The following is a 22,695-nucleotide window of genomic DNA, read 5'->3' as shown; positions in this document are numbered from 1 at the left end:
TCCAACCCGCGCCCCGGCCGGCGAAGGCCCTTCGCTCGGGTCGGGGGTCCTTCGGCTTTCCGTCTAGTCCTCAGCTTCGGTCTGGTCCTCGGTCCCGCTACTCGCCGTTACTCCCGCTACTCCCGTAACTCTCGAACCAGTGGGTGTCGAAATAGCGGGCCGTGTTGAAGGGGTGCTGCCGGTCGGTGAGCATGCGGTAGATGAATTCGGTGGTCGTTCCGTCGAAGCGGACCCAGGAGTCGTGGGTGTCTTCCGTGATGAGGATGGGCCACCGGTCGGGGTCGGTGCCCTCGGTGAGCCAGAAGAACGCATCGGCCTGTTCGCTGCTCGCCCACTGCAGGAGCCCGCCGGGCGCGGGGTACAGCTCGTACGGTTCCCATAGGCCGCTGCTTCTCGCGCTTGCCCACTCGCTCAGCCACGCGGTCCGCCGGACGATGTCAGTGCTCTTGAAGCAGGAACCGGGTGTATGGGGTTGGAGGTAGCCGTCGAAGGCGCCGTCCCCGAAGATGCCGACGAGGCGTTTGTAGTCACTGGGCAGGGGAGTCCCGAGGCGGGCCTCGGTCTCCGCCCAGTCGACCGTATGCCTCCCGGAGGCGTCCCATCCGGTCACGGCCACGACCCCGTCCACCCAGGAAGAGCCCTCCGGTACGTCCGCGGCCGGATCCTGCCCCTCCGCGACCAGCACCACGGGCCGTATGCCGTCGTCGAAACGGGCGCTACCGCAGCCGATCCACCGGCTCCCGTGCGCCCAGGCGCGCATCTCGACGAGCCGTTCACCGAACGGGGCCAGGAGCGGCAGCCCCGTCCGCCGGGTGACGGTCGGATCGGTGTACCCGTCCATCGCCAGACTGCGCGGCCGCCCGTAGCGTCCACTGAGCGCCTCTTGGAGGGCGGAGAGGTCGGGCCGGTGCGAAGGGTCCGGAGAGTTCGGGAAGCCCGCAGGGTTCACCGGCCCCGACGGCACCGCCAGACAGACGTGTCCCGTAGGGTGCCCGGCCTCTTCACACACCAGCTCGCCGGTGCCCGGCCAGGCCAGGCGGTGGACGGCCGAGAGGAGTGCTTCCTGACCGGCCTGTTCGTCGCATGCGTTCATGACAGGCATTGAAGCGGACGCCACTGACAGCGGTGCCGGCCGGCGGCTTCGGGCTTCGGCGCGTGGGCTGCTGAACGAGGTCTCTCGTGGCCGATGGCAGCTCGCAATGAGTGACACTGAGGCGAGGCGTGATGATCGGTACGGCGAGAGGTGTGGCATGCGCGCGATGCAGTACGAGCGGTTCGGCGGCCCCGAGGTCCTGCGGGAGGCCGATGTGCCGGACCCCGTGGCAGGGCCGGGCGAGAGCCTCGTGGAGGTGGCGGCTGCCGGCGTCAACTTCGGTGACATCAAGCAGCTCGCCGGCGAGCACACCGAGGGCCCGTACGCACCCAAGGGGCCGTTACCGCGCATCCCCGGCATGGAGGTCGTCGGCCGCACCGCGGACGGCCGACGGGTGCTGGGCTATGTGACACAGGGCGGATACGCCGCGAAGACGGTCGTCGCCGACCGAGACCTCGTCGCGCTGCCGGACGGCGTGAGCGCCGGCGAGGCCCTGGCACTGCTCGTCCAGGGGCTGACGGCGTGGCATCTGCTGCGCTCGGTCGCCCGGATACGGCCCGGCGAGAGCGTGGTGGTGCATGCCGCCGCAGGCGGGACGGGCAGCCTCGCCGTGCAACTGGCCCGGGAGTTCGGAGCCGGGCGCATCATCGCCACGGCGTCCTCCGACGAGAAGCGCGCCTTCGCCCTGGAACGGGGCGCGGACGCGGCGATCGACGGTGGCGCGGAGGGCTACCGGGAGCGCGTCCTTGACGCCAATCACGGACGCCCGGTCGACATCATCCTGGACGCCATCGGCGGCCCCGTCCTCGACGCCGCACTGGACGCACTCGGATACCTGGGACGCCTGGTGACGTACGGCGCCTCCTCCCGGCAGGCCGCCGCTGCCATCGACCCCGGACGGCTCGCGGTGGACAGCATCACCGTCGCCGGCTTCTGGCTCATCCCGCTGATCGCCGCGAAGGGAGCCGGTGGCCCGGCACTTGAGGAACTGCTCGACCTCGCCGCGCGGCGCCGCCTGCGGCCGCTGGTCGGTGCCGCATACGACCTCGGGCACGCCCGCGAGGCCCACGAGGACCTCTTGGCCCGCCGCACCAAGGGCAAGCTGATCCTTTCCCCTTGAGACCGTTACGCCGCGAGTGACGTGCCGATCGGCTGGTCCGTGGCCGCCCGGCGGCGGTACAGCGGCGCGAAGGAGACCAGCAGGAGTGCGGCCCCGAGCGGTATGAGGTCCTTGTCGGCGAAGGGCAGTGTGGTGTCGATGAGGACGAGGAGGGGGGCCCATGGCTTGAGGATGCGCCGGACGGCGAGTTGGGCGACGAGGACGAGCTGGCCGACGAAGAAGAGCAGGGGCCCGTAGTCGTAGAACACCGGAAGCACTCCGGGTATCGCCTGGATACGGGCGAACATCTCCTGCATGGCGCCGTGGTCGGCAGAGAGGAACCCCACTGCGAGGTCGATGAGGAACTGCCCCGCGACGGCGACGGCTCCCGCTGCGCCGGTCCAAAGACCCACCGTGGCCAGCCGGTTGCGACCCGCCCACGCGCGCATCATGCCGAAGCCTCGAACGAAGAAGACGAGCCCGCCGAGGAAACACAGGTGGCCGGCGGTCCATGCCGCGCCCGGTCCGCGGCTGCCGTCGAGGCCGTCGATGATGCGGAGCACGCCGTACGCGCCCGTCAGGAGAGGGGCGGTGAGGAATGCGATGCGTGGTGAAGTCATGATCAAAAAGTACGGACTCGGCACCCTGAGCCACATCAGGTACCGACCCTGACGCATCCCCGAGATCCACCCCTGAGGTCGCTTGCGAGGCGGCCGCGTTCAGACATCACCCCGGAGCCGGTCACGCTGGATCTGACAGGCGAGGGTCCGCCGCGCGGAGGGCGATGCGGAGGCCGATGCGGCGGGCGGTGCGCTGGGGTTGGCGGCGCCTGCGGCAGACGGGACCTTCGCGGGGACGTCGAGCGCCCGGCTGATCTGGTCGTAGGCGTCCCGATGGCTGCCGGGCAGGATCGACCGGTGCAGCCTCAGGTCCTCCTCGACGAGGCGGCGCAGCTCATCGACGTTTTGGGGGGTGAATCGCTTGCGCCCTCGAGCGAGGGCGTTGACGTAGCGGGTGCAGCGCGCGGCGTCGTGGCAGGTCTCCGAGATCTCCTCGGCGAGGCCCCACAGACGCCCTTCGAGCCAAGGGGCGTCGCGCTGGTCGAGGGAGAGGTCCATCGGGGGCGGTGGGTCGCCCCTCCTCGACTTCGCCACCTGCTTGGACACGGCGGGCTGGCTCATCTCGGTGAGCTGCGCGATCTTGTCCTGGGTCCAGCCCAGGCCGGCGAACATCTTGATCATTTCGGTGCGCAGCTTCCGCATCTCCTCGCCCGCACGGATGACCTCGTTCATGCCGGCGAGCATCCGCGCGGCCTGCTCCTCGGTGAGCGTCTGCGAGGCCCGGTGCGCGCCGTCGTCGTTCGGGTCCCTGGTGTCGTTGCCTCCCACAACTCGGTTATACACCTTCCCGGTTCGTCGCCATAACCCGGTTGTACAACCGGGTTATGGCTGTCACGATGCGCGTCATGTCTCTTACCTTCTCTGCGCCCGATGGCACCCAGCTCGCCTACCGCATCCAGGGCGAGGGCCGCCCGGTGGTCTGCCTCCCGGGCGGTCCCGTGGATTCCCGCTATCTCGGCGACCTCGGCGGCCTGCCGGCGCACCACCAGGTGATCTTCCTGGACCTCCGCGGCACCGGTGGGTCCGCGATTCCCGAGGACCCTTCCACCTACCGCTGCGACCGCCTCGTCGACGATGTGGAGGCCCTCCGCAGACACCTCGGACTCGCCCGGATCGATCTGCTGGGTCATTCCGGCGGCGCGAACCTCGCGACGCACTACGCGGCCCGCTATCCGGACCGCGTCAGCAAGCTCGCTCTGATCGCCCCCGGTACTCGCGCCGTCGGCATCGCGATCAACGGCCAGACCCGACGTGAGCTGGCGCAACTACGGCAAGGCGAGCCGTGGTTCCCGTCGGCCTTCGCCGCCCTGGAGGCGATCACCGAGGGCACGGGCAGCGACTGGGAGGCCATCGCCCCCTTCTTCTACGGCCGGTGGGACACCGCCGCGCAGCACCACTACGCGGCCAGCCTGCCGAGCAACCAGGAAGCCGTCGCTCTCTTCGCGGCCGAGGGCGCCTTCACCCCGGAGGCCACACGTGCGGCACTCGCCGCCTACGAGGGCCCCGCCCTGCTGCTCGCGGGAGAACTCGACCTGAACAGCCCGCCACAGGCGGTCGCGGAGTTCGCGGGGCTGTTGCCCGACGCCACGCTCTCCGTGCAGCCGGGAGCGGGCCACTACCCCTGGCTCGACGACGCCGCCCGGTTCGTGGCGACCACTGCGGCGTTCCTGAAGCAAGCCGCCTGATCACCTTCCTGAGGCGGCCCGTGCGCCTGTTGTCCCGGTGCGAACGGGCCGCGGAGCAGTGTGTGCCGATATTCGTTTCCTGCCGTGGGGGTAGCGCCCTACTGTGGCGCGGTGACGACTCAGATGATCATTCTCAACGGTGGTTCCAGTTCGGGGAAGTCCGGGATCGTACGGTGTCTACAGTCCGTATTGCCGGACCCGTGGCTGGCGTTCGGGTGCGACTCGTTCGTCGACGCCCTGCCCGCGAGGATGCAGGCGTCGGACGGGGGGATCGTGTTCGCGGCGGACGGCGGGGTGAGCGTCGGGGCGGATTTCCGGGCACTGGAGGCGGCCTGGACGGAGGGCATCGTGGCGATGGCCCGGGCGGGCGCCAGGATCATCGTCGATGACGTCTTCCTCGGCGGACCGGCCTCCCAGCAGCGGTGGCGGAAGGCACTTGGCGAACTGGGCGTGCTGTGGGTCGGTGTCAGGTGTGAGAGTGCGGTCGCTGCGGCACGGGAGGTCGCACGAGGAGACCGCATCCAGGGGATGGCCGCGGCGCAGGCGGACGCGGTTCACCAGGGAGTGCGCTACGACCTGGAGGTGGACACCACGCATACCGAGTCTCTGGCGTGTGCGCGAACCATCGCCGCCCACGTCAGCTGATCGCCGGATCGGAGCCCCCGGCCCTCCCTCCTGTGCGGGTGGCGGTCGTGGCCAATTCCCGGTCTGCGGCATTGCGTTGTGCGGGCGACCGTGAGCTTTGGCACTGAACTCCGCCTATCTCACGGTCTGCTCACCACCTGGCGCGCGCGGTGCCGGCGTACCGCGTCGCGGTTGGTGCACCGCGGGGAGCAGTAGCGCTGCCGCCCGGTGGGGGAGGTGTCGGCGAAGATCAGGGCGCACTCGGTCACGGCGCACCGTCGGAGCCGGTGCATGCCCCGCCCCACCAGATGCAGCGCGGTGCCCACGGAGATGAGGGCGAACAGCAAGGAGCCGAGCGGCTGGTCGGCGTCGCGGTAGTGCAGGTGCCAGCCACTGCCCGCGTGGTCGGTCAGCCGCGGGTGGGCGGCGGTCGCCCTCAGCATCTCGTTGAGCCGCGCGGCGCGCTCACGCTCGTCGTCGGAGGCGTCGACGACCTTCTCCCATGCCTCCAGTGCGACGCCGACACGCTCCACGTCCCATGGCGTCACGGGAAGTTCGAGCACCAGCCCGGCGGCGCGGCAGCGGTCGGCGAGCTCCTCCGGGCTCGTCGGGCGCCGGTTGGCCAGGTCCGCGGCCAGGTTCACGGCATCCTCGCCGTAAGGGTTGAGGTGCATAAGACCATTACATCATCGTGCTCGGCATGGCACATCACATGCACCACCCACGCCACCAACCCGACACCGGACACGCCGGCGAGGTGCGTCGGGCACGGCAGGACGACATCGCGGAACTGGTACGCCTGCGGGCCCTGCTGTTCGAGACGCTGGGCGGGGAATTCTTCAACCCCTCCTCCGCGGACGATGATTGGCGATCCGGCCTGGCCGAGGTGCTGGCGGAGAAGCTGGCCGCGACGGACCTCGTACGGATCCTCGTCGTGGAGGGCGACGACGGGCTCGCCGCCTGCGGTATCGGTACCGTCGAGCGGTGGTTCCCCGGCCCGCACAACCGCAACGGTTCGGTCGGGCATGTGATCGGCGTGGTCACCGACCCGGCGTACCGTCGGCGCGGGCACAGTCGCGCGATCATGCAGGGCCTGCTCGACTGGTTCCGGGAGCGCGAGGTCTCCCGGGTGGACCTGTACGCCTCGGTCGACGGTGAACCGCTCTACCGCGCGCTGGGTTTCGTCGACCACCCCGACCCGTCGCTGTACTGGCGACCGTGAGAGGTGGTCGGCCATGACATCCCTGGATCCTCGACAGCCTGGGCGCGCAGGGCGACCACACCCCCGTCTGCCTCACCCGCCTCCGCATCGGCCTCGGCCGTCTCGGCGATGCGTCACCCCGGGCCCCGGGCCGATGACCGCTGACCCGCCGACGCGCCGCGCAGGGCGGTACCGCTGGATCGTCCTCGGCATCGCCACCTTCACCCAGGCCGCCTCCGCCTTCTTCGTGCAGGGCATCGGGGCGATGGGCATCGACCTGCAACGGGAACTGCACCTGAGTACGGCCCAGTTGGGCCTGCTGCTTTCCGCGGCTCAACTACTGCCGCTGGTCGGGCTGTTGGTGGCAGGAGAACTGCTGGACCGCTACAACGAGCGCTGGGTCGTCGGGATCGGCGGCTGCGTCGTCGCCGCGGGTCTGCTCGTGGGGAGTGCGGCGCCGGGATATCTGTCACTGCTGCTCGTACTGCTGGTGGTCGGCGCCGGCTACAGCACGGTTCAGCCCGGCGGGAGCAAGTCGGTGGCGTCCTGGTTCGACGCGTCCCGGCGAGGGCTCGCGATGGGCATCCGGCAGGCCGGGCTGCCGCTGGGGGCGGCGCTGGCCTCCGCCGTACTGCCCCTGCTCGCCGCCGTTGCCGGCTGGCGGGCGACACTCGTGGCCGGTGGCCTGGTCGCCCTGCTGGGAGCCGGCGTTTTCCTGGGCTTCTACCGGCAGCCGCCCACCCGAGCCGCCCCGCAGGAGGAAGGCCCGTCGGCTTCTCGCAGCCCGTCGGCCCTGCCCCGGTGGTCGTCCTCGCTCAGGGTGCAGTGGGGTGCTCGGCTGCGGATGCTGCGCGAACCGGCCATGGTGCGGATCATGCTCTCCGGAGCCAGCCTGATTTCGGTGCAGACGGGCGTGGGAATCCTGACCATGCTGCATCTCCACGAGCGGGCGTCCGTGGGGGCCGGCGCGGCGGCCCTCGTCCTGGTGGCCGCGCAGGGGGCGGGCGCGGTCGGACGGATCTTCCTCGCGTGGTGGAGCGACCGACGGAGGCCCGGTCGCCACCTGCCCGGTCGCTACATCTCTGGTCGTTACGTCTCCGTCGTGACCTGCATGATCGCCGTGATCGCGGGACTGATCCTGCTGATGACGCCCGTGGGGAGCTCACCCGTGGCGGCCTGCGCGGTGTTTGTCTGGCTCGGGTTCTTCGGTCTCGGCTGGTACGGCCCGTGGGTCGCCTACGTGACCGAATCAGCCCCGCCGGACAAGACGGGCTTCGCTCTCGGCCTGGCCATGTCCGTCAACCAGGTCGCCATCGTGGTGATGCCGCCCGTCCTCGGTCTGCTCAAGGACGGCACGGGCAGCTTCACGCCGGTCTGGGGTCTGCTCTCCCTGCTGACCGCTGTCGCCCTGATGCTCACGGCCCGCGGTGAACGTCGGGCGGCGGGACAGTCGGGAAAGCCGTAGCGGTCGGCGTACTCCTGCGGTGGGGCGGAACCGCGCGATATGACGCACGCCGTCGTACCCGGCCGGAGTCTCCGGCTCCGGCCGGGAGACGGCGCTTCACCGTTTCGGTGCTCGCTTCGGCTTCTTGCCGCGTACCGACGGCTGATCCGCGTTCACTTCCTCGGCGCTTCGGTCGCGCTCGTCCTTGGGCGGCTGCCGCTTCAGGGCCTGGCCCGATTCTTCCTGGTGTTCCTGCCGTTGTTTGCGCTTCTCGGCCATGCTGACTGACTCCTGAGGTGCGACGACGAGCCGGAATGTGGTCTCCACCACCGCTGTCCATCACCGCACGCCGCAGGGGGACGGGCAACTCGGTGACCGCCATTCCGACCACCGTTCCGGCTCCGCTGTGTGCCCCGCCCTTGCTCGACAGGGTTGTGCCGCGCCTCGCCGGGCAGCCGCCTGAAAGCCCGGCGGATTGCTGAGGCATTGACGGACCGTTCACGTTCCGGTCCGTACGCGCAGGACGAACGGGAGACCACACCTGACGAGCCTGACGAGGAGAGGGAGACCACCGGTGACCACCACTTCGGCAAGCACGTCCGCAACCACTTCGGCAAGCACCCCCACGACCACCTCGGCAAGCACGTCCGCCAAGTCCCGCCAGCTGGCGTCCCTTCCTCTCCTGAAGGGGCAGAAGGCGCTGGTCACCGGTGCCAACTCCGGGATCGGCAGGGCGACCGCCGTTGCGCTGGGGCGGGTGGGGGCCGATGTCGTGGTCAATTACGTCGCAGGCCGCGAAGCCGCCGATGAGGTCGTCCGGGAGATCGAGGGCTTCGGGGTGCGGGCGTATGCGCATGAGGCGGACGTGTCCCAGGAGGACGAGGTCAGCGCGATGTTCGCGCGCATGGCCGAGGAGTTCGGCACCATCGACGTCCTCGTGGCCAACGCCGGGCTGCAGCGGGACGCGCCCAGCACCGACATGACCCTCGACCAGTGGAAGAAGGTCCTCGACGTCAATCTCGCCGGACAGTTCCTGTGCGCCCGTGAGGCGGCCAGGGAATTCCGGCGCCGCGGGGTGGTCCCGGAGGTCTCCTCCTCCGCGGGGAAGATCATCTGCATGAGCTCGGTCCACCAGGTCATCCCCTGGGCGGGCCACGTGAACTACGCGGCCTCCAAGGGCGGCGTACTGATGATGATGGCGACCCTGGCCCAGGAGCTCGCACCCCACCGGATCAGGGTCAATGCGGTGGCCCCCGGAGCCATCCGTACGCCCATCAACCGCAGCGCCTGGGAAACTCCCGAGGCCGAGGAGGAACTGCTGCGCCTGATTCCCTACCGGCGGGTCGGCGACCCCGAGGACATCGCCAACGCCGTCGCCGTACTCGCCTCCGACCTCATGGATTACGTCGTCGGCAGCACCCTGTACGTGGACGGCGGGATGACCCTCTTCCCCGGCTTCGCCACGGGAGGATGACCGGGCGACGGAGCGCGGGCCGCCTTTGCCCCGGGGCGACGCACGGTGCGCGCGGTGGTGGCGGTGTCACCACGGCAGCCGCTCATCGTTGATCGTCCAGTCGTCGCCCAGCTCCTGCCGCAGAGCCTTGAGTGCCGCGTCCGACTGCTGGTCGAAGAGCTCCCGGTCTGCGTCGGACCACGGGGACGGGCCGGCCGGGTCCTTCCAGTCCAGGGAGGACTGGAACCACTCGCACAGCCGCGTGAGTTCGGCGCGGGAGGCCGAGCTGATCGGCAAACGTTGCAGGTCGGTGGGGTAGCCGTAGGGGCTCTTGAGCTCGTGGGGCCACAGCGGGGTGTGCGGGACGCCGGCTTCGAAGAAGTAGCGCAGGTGCTTGGACATGCTGCAGCCTCTCACGACGGAGGGGAGGTCCCGCCCTCGTTTTTTCGCCCGGGGTCCCGTCAGTCCGGGCGTACGGAGTCGAGGAGGGTGGCGCAGCGGCCGAGCAGGGCCACCAGCGTTGCCCGCTCCTCGTCCGTGAACTCCGCGGCCAGTGCGCGCTCGACGCGGATGGCGCGTGCGTCGGCGTCGTTCATCACCGCCCGGCCCTGGTCGGTGAGCCGGGTTTCCAGGACGTTCCGGTGCCACTCGTGCGGGGTGCGCTCGATGAGACCGCGCTCCTGGAGGTTCTTGAGCACCGTGTTCATGGTCGGCGGCGTCACCCCGCAGGACCGCGCCAGTGCGGCCGCGGAGATCCCGGGGTTCTCGGAGAGGTAGAGCAGGGCCGCGTACTGCGGAACCGTCAGACCGGCCGGCTTGAGCGCCGCGTGCTTGGCGCTCTGGAGCGCCCGCTCGGCGAGCTTGAGGGAGGATCCGAGGCGCTCGGAAGCGGGCATGGACGTCATCTCCGCATCGTAATGGCTGTGCCGAGGGGGAGACTCCCACGGTTGGGTGAGGGTCTACATGTGGGTGAGGATCTGTACGCGGATATGAACCTTGACGAGCATTAGAGTTCTAATCTAGGTTCGTGTTCATCGCCGGTGGGGGCTCTGCGGTCCCCGTTCCGCGCGTTTTCCGGTTCCTGACTTCTTGCGCCGGATCCCTGTCTGCTATCGAGAGGCACTCACGTTGTCCCGAGAGGCATCCACCTTCTTGTCCCGCACCAACCGGCGCCGGCGTCATCTGCTGGGCGCCGCAGCCCTGGCCCTGACGGCCGCCTCCGCCTCCGTCACCGTCGCCGCCACGGCCCGGGCGGACGTGCCCGCCTCGCACCCGGCCGCCGCCCGGCAGGACGCCCATGCACGGGTTTCCGCCGCGTACGACCTGCCGGGTGACCGCGTCTACCCCGAGGGCATCGCCGCCGACCCGGTGAGCGGTGACCTCTACGTCGGCTCGTACGCGACCGGCGCCGTGTACAAGGCGACGCCCGGTCACCGCACCGCCGCACTCTTCCTGCCGGCCGGTACCGACGGACGTACCACCGCCAACGGCCTCAAGGTCGACCGGGCCGGTCATCTCTGGGTGACCGATTCGACGGCCGGTGTCGCCGTGTATGACCTGCGGAGCCGCGCGCTCATCGCGCGGTTCGACGTCACGGGGCCGGCCAAGTCCTTCGTGAACGACCTCGCGATCACGCCTGAGGGGACCGCGTATCTGACGGACAGCTACCGGTCCGTGCTCTACCGGGTCACACCGCGGCAACTGGCAGCGGCCGCGGCGCACGGCCGACGGGCCGAGCTGACCACCGCGTACGACCTGACCGACGCGCTCGGCCCGCGCCCGGCGGACGCCGTCACGCTGAACGGCATCGCGGCCGATCGCTCAGGCCGCTATCTGCTGACCGTCGACATGACCGCCGGGACGCTGTACCGCGTCGACCTGCGCTCCGGGGCGGTGCGCCGGGTCGCGCTGCACGGCGGGAACGTCCTGCACGGCGACGGTCTGGAGCTGCGCGGCAATACGTTGTGGGTCGTCCACAACGTCACCAACACGATCAGCCGCTGGCACGTCTTCGACGACGGCGCGTCGGCGCGCCTGGAGCGCAAGGTCACCGACGAGGCGCTGCAGATCCCGACCACCATGGTGCGCAGCCACGGGCGCACGCTCGTCGTGCGGTCCCAGTTCGACAAGGGCGGCCCCATGGGGCCGGGAACGCCGCAGATACCGTTCACCGTGGCGACGGTGAACGGTATCTGAAGCGGAAGCCCGAGGTGGGCGCCGGCCGGGCCTGCGGCCGGCGCCGGGCCGCGGGCTCAGGGGTGCCAGATCTCCTTGATGCTGTTGATCTGGCCTTCGGAGTCCACGGTGATGTCGTAGATGTTCCCGGAGCAGGTGTAGGGCGGCTTCACGGCGCTCTGGTTCGTCATGCAGTCGCCGGCGTGCATCCACAGCTGGCCGACCGGAACCGACTTCGTGCGGCCGGGCCCGGTGGACAGTTCCGCCTTGACGTCTGCGGCGAAGAGGTAGTACTTGGCCTTGCCCTGACCGTGGTAGATCCAGTCGTTGGGCGTGCAGACCGGCTTGGCGTCCTTGGCGGACAGGGAGCCCTTCGACGGGGGCACGGCGGGCTCGACCCTCTTGTGCCCGGCCGGCAGCTTCGGCGGCGTGCCGCAGTCGCCGGGGCCGTCGGCCTGGTCCGAGGCCTTGTCGCTCGGGGCCTTGTCGCTCGGGGCCGGCTTCTTCGACGGCTGGGCGGAGGCGCTGGAGCCGCCGGAACCGTGGGAGCCGGCGCTGTCGCCGTAGGGGTCGTCCTCCGGGCCGCAGGCGGTGAGGCCGACGCCGAGCGTGGCGACGAGCGCAAGTGTGCTGACGAGTCGTTGAGTTGGCTTCATACCGCAAGTCCCCCGTGCTGCGCAGAATGACGTGATCATGATTGATCGGGAGAGTTCTACACCAGGGAGTGGTGCGAGAGCCAATCGCGGGGACGGTGTCTGCCGGAACCCGCACACCACCCGGCGGACTCCTCCGGTCACGTCCGGAGGAGTCCGCGCCTCGCGGTCATGTCCGGCTGGGCTGCCGGTCCTCGGACGGGGTGATCATTGCGGCGAGGACGGAACGGAGGTCTTCGCCGGGTAGCGGGCGCAGGGGGCGCGCCAGGCGGTCGGAGTGGTAGTGCCAGTGGTGGTTGAGGTCGGGGTGGATGTCGTCCGATTCTTCGAAGTCGGCCGGGGCGCCGAGGAGTTGGGAGAGTTCGGTGCCGAGGTCGTGCCAGGTGACATGGCCGCTGACGGCGTTGGCCACGCCGTGTACGGGGGCGTCCAGGCAGGAGACCACCGCTCGGGCCAGCGCCGCGGCGTGTACCCAGGCAGCGCCGTACCAGTCGTGGCCGCCGGCGCCCGGGCGGGGGACGGCCAGCGGCCGGCCCTCGCGGATGGCCTGGTAGAGGACCCCCGTGGCGCCCCAGCGCAGCTGGTCGCGGAGCCGGTCGTGCGGGCCCCAGACGAGCGGGGAACGGACCGCGCTCGCGCCGCCCCGCCCCGCGGTGCCGGCCGCCCGGAGCAGCCGCGCCTCACAGTCGAGCTTCGCCCGGCCGTAGGGGCTCAGCGGTTCGTGCGAGGGGGACTCCTCGGCCACGTGGCCGCCGTCGGGATGCCCGTACGCGTCCACGCTGCTGACGAAGACGAACGGGCCCCGCGACCAGGCGTCCACCATGGCGTCCATCGCCGCCACATCCACCTCGGGACGGGTGAAGGTGCAGGCCGCGTGGATGACGGCGTCCGCGTCCTCGACGGCCTTGCGCAGCCCGTCGAGGTCGGTGAGGTCGCCCTCGATGACCTCCACGCCGTCCGCCGCGACCAGGTGCGCGGATTCGGGACGGGCCAGGGCCAGTACGGGGCGTCCCTGGGCGGCGAGTTCCCGCACGAGGAAGCTGCCGACGCCACCGGTGGCGCCGGTGACCAGTACGGTGCCCTCCCGCGCCCGGCCCGTCCGCAGTGCCGGCTGTCCCGGGCGGGTGGACGGTCGGAGGGATGCGGCGGCGCGTTCCGCCGCCCGTGCGTCGAGCAGGGCGGAGACCGCGCGGGGAGTGCGGGCCTGCATGATGTCCAGGCCGGTCAGGGGCAGGGTCAGCGCGCGACGCAGGCGTTCGGCGAGCTGCACGGCGACGAGCGAGTGGCCCCCGAGGGCGAAGAAGTCGTCGTCCGGGGCGGGCGTGCGGCCCAGGAGCGCCGCGAAACCCTCGCGTACGGCGTCGGCGTGCGGCCCTTCGGGTGCGGGCAGCGCGGGGAGGCCGGGCAGATGCGCCGGGTCCACCGTGCCGTCGGCGGCGCGGGGGAGGACGTCGAGCAGGGTGACGGCGGCCGGGACGAGGCCGGGCGCCAGGCGCTCCCGCAGATGGACGCGGAGCTCGGCGGGCGACGGGCCGCCGATCTCCCGCAGGACCGCGTAGGCGAGCAGCGGGCCTCCGGCAGGGGAGACCACCGTGGCGTCGGAGAGGTCGGGGTGGCAACGCAGGAGCCGCTCGGCCGGATGCGCGTCGCTTTCCTGCAAAGTGTCCAGGGCAGAAGGGAGTTGAACGCCGGCGCCCTTGGCGAGTTGGGAGAGCGGCAGGTCGCTCGGGGTGCCCGCGAGCGCGGTGAGGACGGCCGCGTAGGTCGCGCCGAAGGCGGTGGCCGCCTCCTCGTCCAGTGCGGCGCGGCGGTACTGGACCAGGGCGGCCGGCCGATCGGTGTCCACCAGGCCGAAGGAGAGGTCGAACTTGGCCTCGCCCACGCCGACGTCGACGTACTCCGCGTCCGTCCCGGGCAGGCGCAGCGTCGTCGGCGTGCCGAGGACGTCCGCGGTCACCCGCACCAGGGACGTACCGTCCGCACCGCGGGCGGCGGCACCGATCCGGTCCACGATGCGGTCGAACGGCACGTCGGCGTGCTGCTGGGCATCGAGCAGGGCGGCACGCACCCGCGTCAGCAGCGTGCTGAAGGCCGGGTCGCCGGAGGTGTCGACGCGCAGCGGGAGGGTGTTGACGCACAGCCCGACCAGTCCGCGCATGGCCGTTCCCCGGCGGTGCGTACCGGCGATGCCGATCACCAGGTCGTCCTGCCCGGTACAGCGGTGCAGGGCGGCGAACGCGGCGGTGAGCGCCACGGTGAACGGCGTGGCGTGGTGCCGCCGGCCCAGCTCGCGCAGGGCGGCCGGTACCTCCGGGGCGAGGGGCGTGGTGTGTGACCCGGTGGGCCGGGCGGTGAGGTCGGCGGGCGGCTGGTTGGGGGCGGGGAGGCGAGGGGGAGCGGCGCCTTCGAGGAGGGCGTGCCAGTGGCGCAGCCCCTCGTCGAGGCCGTCGGCCGCGGCTCGGTGTTCCTGCCGGGCGAAGTCGGCGTACTGGGGCGGTTGGGCCTGCGGCTGTGGCTTTGACAGCGGCAGTGCGGGTGGCTGGGCGGGGTCGGCCCCGGGTGCCGGAGCGGCGGCTTCCCGAGGTCGGGCGGCGGTCTCGTACAGTGCGGCGAGTTCCTCCGCCACGATCTCCAGGGACGGTCCGTCGAGCGAGATGTGATGGAACGTCAGGAGCACGGTGTGGTCCTGCGGGCCGTGTCGCAGGACGAGTGCGCGGGGCACGGTCCCCGCGGCGAGGTCGAACGGGCGGCGGGCCTCCGCCGCCAGCAGCGGCGGGGCGTCCGCCGGGTCGGCCGGGACCACCGGCACCGCGAACGACCCGGGTGCCGGCAACACCTCCTGGCACGGCTCGCCGTCCCGCTCCACGTAACGGGTGCGCAGGATCTCGTGCCGGCGGACGAGCTCGGTCAGCGCGGAGGCCAACGCCTCGACGTCGAGCGGGCCGCGCAGCCGGGTGGCGAACGGCACGCTGTACGAGGCGCCGTCATGGCCGAGCCGGTCCATCAGCCACATGCGGTGCTGGGCGCGGGAGAGCGGTGCCGGGCCGCGGTCGGCGGAATCGGGGCGGGCGGCGGGACGGGCCGCGGCGCGTTCCCGTGCCCGGCGCAGCAGCTCCTCCTGGAAGGAAGGGGCGGCGGGGCGGTCAGTGGCCATCGGTGTCCTCCGGGGCGTGCGGGTGAAGATCACCGTGCGCGGCGAGCAACGCCCGCTCGACCAGGGCGGCCTGGCCGGCCACGGTGGGGGAGCCGAAGAAGTCGGCGAGCGACAGTTCCACGCCGAGTTCCTCGCGGAGGTCGTCGGTGACGGCGAGCGCGAGCAGCGAGTGGCCGCCGAGAGCGAGGAAGTCGGCGTCCGGGCGGGTCACTTCGCAGCCGAGGGAACGGCTCCAGACGTCGGCGACGGCCTGCTCCAGTGGCATCAGCGGTCCGTCCGGGGCCGACGTCGGCTGCCCGTCCGGCTCATCTGAACCACCTGAGACAGCTGAACCACCTGAATCATCAATTCCCTTCGGGGTGAGCAGGTCGGCCAGTGCGCGGCGGTCGACCTTGCCGGAGGGGTTGAGCGGCAGGTCGACGACGACGGTCAGTTCGTCGGGTACCAGATGGGCGGGCAGGGCCGCGGCCAGCCGGTCGCGCAGGGCGTCCGGCCGGGGGACGGGACCGGGTGCGGCGACGACGAAGGCGACCAGCCTGGCGTCGTCCGGGGCGGGGCGGTGCACGGTGACGGCCGCATCGGCCACCTCCGGCTGCTCCCGCAGCGCGTACTCGACCTCCCCCGGCTCGATCCGGAAGCCGCGCACCTTCACCTGGTCGTCCGTGCGGCCGTGGTAGTCGAGCACACCGTCCGGGCGTCGGGAGACCAGATCGCCGGTGCGGTAGAGGCGGCCCCGGTGGGGGTGGGTGGTGAAGCGTTCGGCGGTCAGCTCCGGACGGCCGGTGTAGCCCAGCGACAGCCGACTGCCGCCGACCCACAGTTCGCCGCGCTCGCCGTCCGGGACGGGCCGGCCGGCCTCGTCCAGGACGTGCGCGGTGGCTCCGGCGATGGGACGGCCGATCGGTATCTGTCCGGCGCAGTCGGCGGCGGTGACCCGGTGAGCGGTGGCGAACGTCGTCGTCTCCGTCGGCCCGTAGCCGTTGACCAGCTCCAGCCAGGGGAACGCCCGCAGCACCTCACGGGCATGGTGCGCGGCGAGCGCCTCGCCGCCGACCACGACCGTGCGCAGCGGCGCGAAGATCCGGGAGCGGCGCACCGCCAGCTGGTGGAAGAGCGCGGTGGTGAAGAAGGCCACCGTGACGCCGTGCCGCTCCGCCTGCCGGGCCAGGTCCTCCAGCGAGGGCCGCTCGACGGTGCACACCACGACGCCGGCGCCGTTGGCAAGGGCGCTCCACACCTCGAAGGTCGACGCGTCGAAGGTCAGCGGCGAATGGAACAGCACCCGGTCGCGGGGCGTCAGGGTGAGGTACGCCGGGTCGCTGACCAGCTCGGCTATCGCGCGGTGGGCGATCGCCACGCCCTTGGGGCGACCGGTGGAGCCGGAGGTGAACATGATGAACGCGGCGGCGTCGGGGAGGGGCCCGTCGGCCTGGGTGCCCTCCGCCTGCGGCTCGTCAAGCCGCACCTCTTCCACCTGCGGTTCTTCCGCCTGCGGTTCTTCCGCCTGTGGCCCGTCGGGCAGGGCAAGGGTCGGGCCGGCCGGAGCGGTGGATTCCAGCAGCTTGGCGTCGCCGACGGTCAGCGTCACGCCGGCCTCCGCGGCCAGCGCCTCGCTCCGCGGGCGCGGATGCGCCGGATCGAGCGGTACGCACACCGCGCCGGCCCACCACAGCGCGAGCTGGGTGATGACGGTACGGGCCGAGCGGGGCGTCAGCAACGCCACGGCGTCACCCCGGCGGACTCCCCGCCGGCGCAGATGCCCGGCGAGCGCACGGGCGGCGCGGACCAGCTCCGCGTACGTCAGCGTGGTGTCGCCGTCCGCCACGGCCAGGGCGTCCGGGGTGCGTTCGGCGTGCCGCGCCACGAGGGCCGGGAGGCTGGTCGGAGCGGGCTCGCTCGACCTGGGGCTTTCGGTGGGCACGGGCCCTTCCTTCCAGGTGTCGTCGGGGTGCGGAGACAGCGGGACGGTCATCTCAGTCCCGCCCCGGCTTCGGGTCCGCGTCCGCAGCTGCCAGGCGGGCGTCCACCAGGGCCGCCACGGCGCGCAGATCGGGCTGACGGAGCAGCTCCGGAGCGCGCAGCCGTACGCCGGTCTCCTGCTGGATGGCGGTCAGCAGACGGGCGGCGATCAGCGAGGTGCCGCCCGCCGCGGTGAAGTTCTCGGCCAACGTGGTCTCCGGCCGGGCCAGCAGATCGCGCACCGTGCCGAGCACCAGCCGTTCCCCGGGGGTGGACCCGTCGGGGAGCACCTCGGACTCGGACGGCGCCGCCGGGTGGGACGAAACGGGGCGGGCCGAACCGGGGCCGGGCGGTACCGGCGAGGCGCCCTCCTCGGCCGCCCGGCGCACCAACTCCGCCCGGTCCACCTTGCCGTTGGCGTCCAGGGGGAAGGCGTCGACGATGCGTACGGCCGAGGGGACGGCCTGCTCGGGGAGCCAGGCCCGGACCGCCGTCAGCAAACCCTCCGCCGTCGGGGCGGCGCCGCCGGCCGGCCGTACGTACGCCACCAGGCGAGTGCGGCCGTCGGGCGTCCGGGGTGCGACGACGACGGCGCTGCGCACCGCCGGGTCCTGCTCGAACGCGGCCGCCACCTCCGCCGGTTCGATCCGCACGCCGCTGATCTTGACCTGGTCGTCGAGGCGTCCGAGGAACTCCAGCAGCCCGTCGGCCCTCATCCGCACCCGGTCCCCGGTGCGGTACAGCCGGTCCACGCCGGGCGGCAGGGCGAGGCCCGCGGGCGGGGTGGTGAAGCGGCGCGCGGTCAGGTCGGGGTCCAGGTAGCCCAGCGCCAGGCACCGTCCGCCGAGACGCAACTCGCCCTCGGCACCGCGGGGTACGGGGCGGCCGTCGTCGTCGGTGACCACCACGGTCACGCCCGGCACCGGCCCGCCGATCGGCGGCGCGCTCTCCCCGTCCGCCGTCCGGGCGGCGTCCGTGCCGCGCATGGCGAACGAGGTGGCGAGGACGGTGGCCTCGGCGGGGCCGTAGGCGTTGTGGACGGTAGCCGTCACGTCCGCGGCCGGACGGCGGCGCAACCGGTCACCGCCGACCATGAGGTGACGGAGCGTCAGCCCGCTGGGCCAAGGGCGGTCGAGGAGGGGCTCGATCATCGGGGTGGCCCCGATCGACACCGATACCTCGGCCTCGCGCCACCAGTCGGTGAGCACCTCCGAGTCCCAGCGGACCTCGTCCGGGGCGGGTACCAGCGCGGCGCCGGACGTCAGTCCGGCCCACAGTTCCAGCACGTGCGGGTCGAAGGCGACGCCGATGAGCAGGGAGTGGCGGTCGCCCGGGGCCAGACCGGTTTCCGTGCGGTACCAGTCGAGCAGGGTGCCGAGGGCCGCCTCGGCGACCGCGACCGCCTTGGGACGGCCGGTGGAACCGGAGGTGAGGACGGCGTAGAACGCCTCGGCGGGCGCGCGACGGGCTCCCGCGCCGGGTCCGTCAGCGAACGCCGCGACGGCCTTCGCGGGGGCATTGGCACCCTTCACCGGCAGGGGCAGCACCACCTGGTCGACCGGTCCCGCCCCGCTCCGTTCCCCCTGCCCGGACGTCCGGAAACGGGGCGGCAGCAGCGCCGGATCGCCGATCAGGCAGGCCACGTCCAGGTCCTGGGTGACGGTCTCGACACGGCGTTCACCGGGCTGCGGGCCGAGCGGCAGGTAGACCGCGCCGAGACGGGCGAGCGCGACGGCGGTCACCACCAGCGCGGCCGAACGGTCCAGGCAGACGCCGACCAGGTCGCCGGGCCGGACCCGGTCGCGGAGCGCGTCCGCCACCGCGTCGGCGGCGGTGCCGATCTCCCGGTACGTCCAGGTGTGCGCGCCGTCGAGCACCGCGGGTGCCTCGGGCGAACGGGCGGTCCACTCCGCGAAGCGGGAGAGCACCCCGGCCGGGGCGCCGGCCGCGGGCGGGGCGCCGTGGGCGATGCTCAGCGGGCCGTCCTGGGCCCGGGAGGTCTGGGGGGCCTGGAGGGTCGGGGTCGAGGTCGGGTGCATCACGCCTCCGTCGCAGTGGTCGCAGCAGTCACAGGGGTCACGACAGGGGTGCCCGTGGTGGTCGTAGGAGCCGCGGCCGTCGTGGACGCGGCGGCGAACGCCGCGAGGGCGCCGGCCTGGTCGGCGAGTACCGGGTTGCGGAACAGCAGCCGCAACGGCGGGCGCTCGCCCAGGTGGGGCTCCAGCCAGGCGGCCAGCTGCGCGGCGAGCAGCGAATGACCGCCGACGTGGAAGAAGTGCGAGGTCGCGTCGAAGCGGCGGTGGTCCAGGACCTCCTGCCAGCCGTCGGCGAGCAGTGCCGTCAGCGGGTCGTCGGACACCGGGCCGGTGGCGTCGCCCTCCCCGGCCGCGGAAGCCACCGCGGCCACCGGAACCGTCGGCTCCGGTGCCGCGGCCCTACGGGACAGCGCCACCCGGTCCGGCTTGCCGCCGGCCAGCCTCGGCAGCACGTCCAGCCGCGCCCACCGCCCCGGCACCAGAGCGGCCGGCAGCCGGCGGCTCAACTCCGTGTGCAGGGCCTGCTCGTCCCACTCCGCGCCCGGTGTGCCCGTCGTGGCCGGGCCGGTGTTCTCCAGGAAGCCGACGAGCCGGGGCCCGCCGGGCGCCTCGCGGTCCAGGACGACGGCGCAGGACCGGCCGCCGAGCACGGCCGAGGCGGCGGACTCCACCTCCTCCAGCTCGATGCGGTAACCGCGCAGCTTGACCTGGTTGTCCCGGCGGCCCAGGAAGTAGAGCAGCCCGTCGCGGCCCCGGTAGCCGAGGTCGCCGGTGAGGTAGACCCGTTCCCCGCCGAGCGCGTCGACCGTGACGAACCGGGCGGCGGTGGCCTCCGGGTTGCCGACGTACCCCTCGGCGAGTCCGGCCCCGGCGATCGCCAGCTCGCCGACCGCGCCGTCCGGCAGCGGACGGCGCCCGGCGTCCAGGACGTGGATCCGCTCGCCGGGCAGTTCGGTGCCCAACGGGATCTCCGCGCCCTCGGCCAGGCCGTCGCGGGTGATTTCGTGGACGGTGGAGCTGATGGCGGCCTCCGTCACGCCGTAGACATTGAGCACCGTGGCGTCGGTGTCGGCGAGGAAGGCGTGCATCACCTCGGCCGGGAGGCGCTCCCCGCCGAGGACCAGCAGCCGGGGGGCCCACCGGCCGTCGCGCAGGGCGGGGGCCATGTCGTCACGGGTGGCGAGGAAGTAACTGGTGGGCAGGTTCGCCACGGTGACCCTGGCGGTGGTCAGCAGCTCGGTCAGCTCGGCCCCGGTCGGCACCTCGTACTCGGGCACGACCAGGCACGCCCCGGCGTGCAGCGACGGCAGCACCTCCTCCAGCGCCACGTCGAACGACGGCTGGGCGAATAGCAGCGCCCGGTCGCCGGGCGCCAGGCCGAACCGCTCGGCCGCGCCGGTCAGATGGTTCGCCAGCGCCGCCCGTCCGACGGCCACGGGCTTGGGCACACCCGTCGAGCCCGAGGTGTGGATGATGTACGAGGCGCCGGGCACCACCTCCGCCTTCCGGGCCCGGGGAAGGACCGGCGCGTCGACCGGGGCCACCGGAAGACCGGCAGGGACGGAGGGGGCCGAGAAGCCGGCCGGGCCGGTGGCCGGGGCCTCGGCGGGGGTCAGTACCAGGGCCGGGGAGAGCCGCTCCAGCAGAAGCTCCAGACGCGCCGGCGGGTCGGACGGCGACAGCGGGCAGTACACCGCTCCGCTCCGCAGGCACGCCAGCAGCGTCACGACCGAGTCGAGGCCGCGCGGCAGCACCGCGGCCACCGGCTGACCGGCCGTCACCCCCGCGGCGCGCAGCCGCTCCACCAGCGAGTCCACCTGCGCGTCGAGGTCGCCGTAGGTGATCCGGCGGGCGCCGACGAGCAGCGCCGGCAGCGACGGGTCATGGGCGGCGGCGGGGTCCAGCGGATCACGGGCGGCGCCGTCCTGGGCGGCCGGTGCGAGGGGCGTGCCCGCCGAGGCCGGGACCGGCTCGGGAGCCGACGGCAGCGCCAGGTCGGCGAGGACGGTGCCGGGGGCGTCGAGGTAGGCCCGCAGCAGGTCGAGGAACCGCCCGGCGAGCAGCTTCGCCACGTCCTCCCCGAACATGTCGGCGTCGTAGTCCCACACCAGCGTCATGCCCGGCGCACCGTGCCGCGGGGTGACCCCGCGCCGGTCGTCCGGCAGCAGCACCACGTCCAGGTCGAAGCGTGTGGTGCCGGTGTTGAAGCCCTCGAACAGCGTGATGTCCAGACCGGGCACGTCGATCTCGGGCAGCTCCGCGTCGTGGGCGCTGAACATGACGCTGAACAGCGGGTTGTCCGCACCCGAGGTGTGCAGACCGAGCGCCCGGGTCAGCTCCTGGACCGGCACCTCCTGGTGCGGCAGCGCACGGATCAGGGTGTCGGTCACCTCGTCCATGGAGTCCTCGGCCGGTGCGTCCGGATCCAGCCGGAGCGGGAGCGGGATCGTGTTCACGAACATCCCGACCGCGTCCTCGAACCCGCGCGGGCGGTTGCCGACCGCGGTGCCGATGACCATCTGCGTGCGGCCGCTGTGCCGGCGCAGCAGCTCGGCGAAGAGCCCCAGCAGCGCGGCGAACGGCGTCAGACCGCGCGCACGGGCGTGCTCCCGCAGCCGGCCGGCCAGGTCGGCGCCGATCGACTGGCGCAGCTGCCCGCCGTGGTGGCGGCGCCGCGACCCCGGCCGGGTCAGCCCGGGCAGCGGCATGTCGTAGGAGAAGTCGCGCAGTTCCCCGGCCCAGAACTCAAGGCCGGCCCGCCGCTCCTCGTCATCCCCGGCAGCGCTCTCCCGCTGCACCCGGACGTGCTCGGCATACGAGGACGCGGCGGGCAACTCGACCGGCTCGCCCAGGACATGGCCCCGGTAGACGGTGAAGACGTCGCGCAGCAGGATCGCGAAGGAGTGGCCGTCGTGGATCAGATGGTGCTCGACGTGGATGAGCCGGTGCCGGTCCTCCGCCAGCCGGACCAGCGTCCAGCGCAGCAGCGGCGCCTGATAGGTGTCGAGCGGGGTCTCCGCCTCGGTGCGCAGCAGCTCCTCGAAGGCCCGGTCGGGGTCGTCCGCCCCGCTCAGGTCCACCGTCCGCAGCCGCGGCGCACAGTTCTCGGCGACCCGCTGGCCGGGCATCGCGCCGGGGACGGCGACGAGTTCCAGCCGCAGACCGGGGTGCCGGTCGAGGACGGCGGCGAGCCCGCGGCGCAGGGCCTCGGCGTCGAGGGTGCCCCACAGATCGAGTGCGGCGGTGAAGTTGTACGCGCGGCTGCCCGGCTGCACCTGTTCGTGCAGCCAGACGATCTCCTGCGAGGAGGAGAGCGGAAGCATGGGCGGTCCTTGATGTGTGGTCGGATCGGAAGTGGCGTGGCCGGGCATGGTCGGGCCGGCCGCGTAGTGCGCAGGCCGGGCCGCGGATCACCCGGCCGGCCATGAGGTGGCTTCAGGAGCGAGGGGGCAGACGAGGAAAGAAGGGAAGAAGGGCAAGGAGGGAAGGGCGGGGAGGG

Annotated in this window: 19 protein-coding genes; 7 read left to right on the top strand and 12 right to left on the bottom strand. The window is 72.5% G+C overall.

The window, feature by feature from the left end; all coding sequences use genetic code 11:
* Positions 1–97 precede the first annotated feature (97 nt).
* The gene (locus ACZ7MX_RS03195) at positions 98–1,093 is read right to left on the bottom strand and encodes an SMI1/KNR4 family protein (RefSeq protein WP_472128795.1); all 996 of its coding nucleotides are present in this window, start codon (positions 1,091–1,093) and stop codon (positions 98–100) included.
* Between the two features lie 157 nt (positions 1,094–1,250).
* Here ACZ7MX_RS03195 and ACZ7MX_RS03190 point away from each other — a divergent pair, with 157 nt between their 5' ends.
* On the top strand, positions 1,251–2,213 hold the full coding sequence (locus ACZ7MX_RS03190) for a quinone oxidoreductase family protein (protein ID WP_472128793.1): 963 nt from the start codon (positions 1,251–1,253) through the stop codon (positions 2,211–2,213).
* 5 nt (positions 2,214–2,218) lie between these two features.
* Here the strand turns inward: ACZ7MX_RS03190 and ACZ7MX_RS03185 are convergent, their stop codons facing one another.
* Together ACZ7MX_RS03185 and ACZ7MX_RS03180 are read right to left on the bottom strand one after the other, a co-directional pair.
* The gene (locus tag ACZ7MX_RS03185; protein WP_472128791.1) at positions 2,219–2,812 is read right to left on the bottom strand and encodes a hypothetical protein; all 594 of its coding nucleotides are present in this window, start codon (positions 2,810–2,812) and stop codon (positions 2,219–2,221) included.
* Between the two features lie 99 nt (positions 2,813–2,911).
* Complete coding sequence (locus tag ACZ7MX_RS03180) at positions 2,912–3,580, bottom strand: sigma-70 family RNA polymerase sigma factor (protein WP_472128789.1); 669 nt, start codon at positions 3,578–3,580, stop codon at positions 2,912–2,914.
* Between the two features lie 77 nt (positions 3,581–3,657).
* Between ACZ7MX_RS03180 and ACZ7MX_RS03175 the strand changes: the two genes are divergently transcribed.
* Positions 3,658–4,497 (top strand): alpha/beta fold hydrolase, encoded by an 840-nt coding sequence (locus tag ACZ7MX_RS03175; protein ID WP_472128787.1) that lies wholly within the window; start codon positions 3,658–3,660, stop codon positions 4,495–4,497.
* A gap of 111 nt (positions 4,498–4,608) precedes the next feature.
* Positions 4,609–5,142: a chloramphenicol phosphotransferase CPT gene (gene cpt / locus ACZ7MX_RS03170; protein ID WP_472128785.1), complete on the top strand. Its 534-nt coding sequence runs from the start codon at positions 4,609–4,611 to the stop codon at positions 5,140–5,142.
* Positions 5,143–5,261: 119 nt separating this feature from the next.
* On the opposite strand, the gene ACZ7MX_RS03165 is transcribed toward cpt, so the two are convergent.
* Positions 5,262–5,795, bottom strand: coding sequence for a CGNR zinc finger domain-containing protein (locus ACZ7MX_RS03165; RefSeq protein WP_472128783.1), 534 nt, complete (start codon positions 5,793–5,795; stop codon positions 5,262–5,264).
* Between the two features lie 26 nt (positions 5,796–5,821).
* Here ACZ7MX_RS03165 and ACZ7MX_RS03160 point away from each other — a divergent pair, with 26 nt between their 5' ends.
* Together ACZ7MX_RS03160 and ACZ7MX_RS03155 are read left to right on the top strand one after the other, a co-directional pair.
* Positions 5,822–6,343, top strand: coding sequence for a GNAT family N-acetyltransferase (locus tag ACZ7MX_RS03160; protein ID WP_472128781.1), 522 nt, complete (start codon positions 5,822–5,824; stop codon positions 6,341–6,343).
* Between the two features lie 133 nt (positions 6,344–6,476).
* Complete coding sequence (locus ACZ7MX_RS03155) at positions 6,477–7,787, top strand: MFS transporter (RefSeq protein ID WP_472128779.1); 1,311 nt, start codon at positions 6,477–6,479, stop codon at positions 7,785–7,787.
* A 96-nt stretch (positions 7,788–7,883) separates the two neighbouring features.
* On the opposite strand, the gene ACZ7MX_RS03150 is transcribed toward ACZ7MX_RS03155, so the two are convergent.
* The gene (locus tag ACZ7MX_RS03150; RefSeq protein ID WP_472128777.1) at positions 7,884–8,045 is read right to left on the bottom strand and encodes a hypothetical protein; all 162 of its coding nucleotides are present in this window, start codon (positions 8,043–8,045) and stop codon (positions 7,884–7,886) included.
* Between the two features lie 385 nt (positions 8,046–8,430).
* Between ACZ7MX_RS03150 and ACZ7MX_RS03145 the strand changes: the two genes are divergently transcribed.
* Complete coding sequence (locus ACZ7MX_RS03145) at positions 8,431–9,240, top strand: SDR family oxidoreductase (RefSeq protein WP_472129289.1); 810 nt, start codon at positions 8,431–8,433, stop codon at positions 9,238–9,240.
* 66 nt (positions 9,241–9,306) lie between these two features.
* Here ACZ7MX_RS03145 and ACZ7MX_RS03140 read toward each other — a convergent pair whose 3' ends face one another.
* A complete protein-coding gene (locus ACZ7MX_RS03140) occupies positions 9,307–9,621 on the bottom strand; it encodes a hypothetical protein (protein WP_472128775.1) in 315 nt (104 codons plus the stop codon).
* A gap of 59 nt (positions 9,622–9,680) precedes the next feature.
* Complete coding sequence (locus ACZ7MX_RS03135; RefSeq protein WP_472128773.1) at positions 9,681–10,124, bottom strand: MarR family winged helix-turn-helix transcriptional regulator; 444 nt, start codon at positions 10,122–10,124, stop codon at positions 9,681–9,683.
* 247 nt (positions 10,125–10,371) lie between these two features.
* Here ACZ7MX_RS03135 and ACZ7MX_RS03130 point away from each other — a divergent pair, with 247 nt between their 5' ends.
* Positions 10,372–11,415 carry an SMP-30/gluconolactonase/LRE family protein gene (locus ACZ7MX_RS03130; RefSeq protein WP_472128771.1) on the top strand — a complete coding sequence of 348 codons (1,044 nt, stop codon included), beginning with the start codon at positions 10,372–10,374 and terminating at the stop codon, positions 11,413–11,415.
* 56 nt (positions 11,416–11,471) lie between these two features.
* On the opposite strand, the gene ACZ7MX_RS03125 is transcribed toward ACZ7MX_RS03130, so the two are convergent.
* The 5 genes from ACZ7MX_RS03125 to ACZ7MX_RS03105 form a co-directional block, all read right to left on the bottom strand.
* Positions 11,472–12,050, bottom strand: coding sequence for a hypothetical protein (locus tag ACZ7MX_RS03125; RefSeq protein ID WP_472128769.1), 579 nt, complete (start codon positions 12,048–12,050; stop codon positions 11,472–11,474).
* A 166-nt stretch (positions 12,051–12,216) separates the two neighbouring features.
* Positions 12,217–15,201, bottom strand: a complete 2,985-nt coding sequence (locus tag ACZ7MX_RS03120) for a condensation domain-containing protein (RefSeq protein ID WP_472128767.1) — start codon at positions 15,199–15,201, stop codon at positions 12,217–12,219.
* The gene (locus ACZ7MX_RS03115) at positions 15,191–17,173 is read right to left on the bottom strand and encodes an amino acid adenylation domain-containing protein (protein ID WP_472128765.1); all 1,983 of its coding nucleotides are present in this window, start codon (positions 17,171–17,173) and stop codon (positions 15,191–15,193) included. Before ACZ7MX_RS03115 ends, ACZ7MX_RS03120 begins: the two co-directional genes overlap by 11 nt.
* A 1-nt stretch (position 17,174) precedes the next feature.
* Positions 17,175–19,199, bottom strand: a complete 2,025-nt coding sequence (locus ACZ7MX_RS03110; protein ID WP_472128763.1) for a non-ribosomal peptide synthetase — start codon at positions 19,197–19,199, stop codon at positions 17,175–17,177.
* On the bottom strand, positions 19,199–22,519 hold the full coding sequence (locus ACZ7MX_RS03105) for a non-ribosomal peptide synthetase (RefSeq protein WP_472128761.1): 3,321 nt from the start codon (positions 22,517–22,519) through the stop codon (positions 19,199–19,201). The genes ACZ7MX_RS03110 and ACZ7MX_RS03105 overlap by 1 nt, the downstream gene beginning before the upstream one ends.
* Between the last annotated feature and the right edge of the window lie 176 nt (positions 22,520–22,695).

The sequence above is a fragment of the Streptomyces sp. NPDC107765 genome (assembly GCF_055657085.1).
The sequence above is the reverse complement of the archived record's forward strand: the minus strand, read 5'-3'. Positions and strand labels throughout refer to the sequence as shown.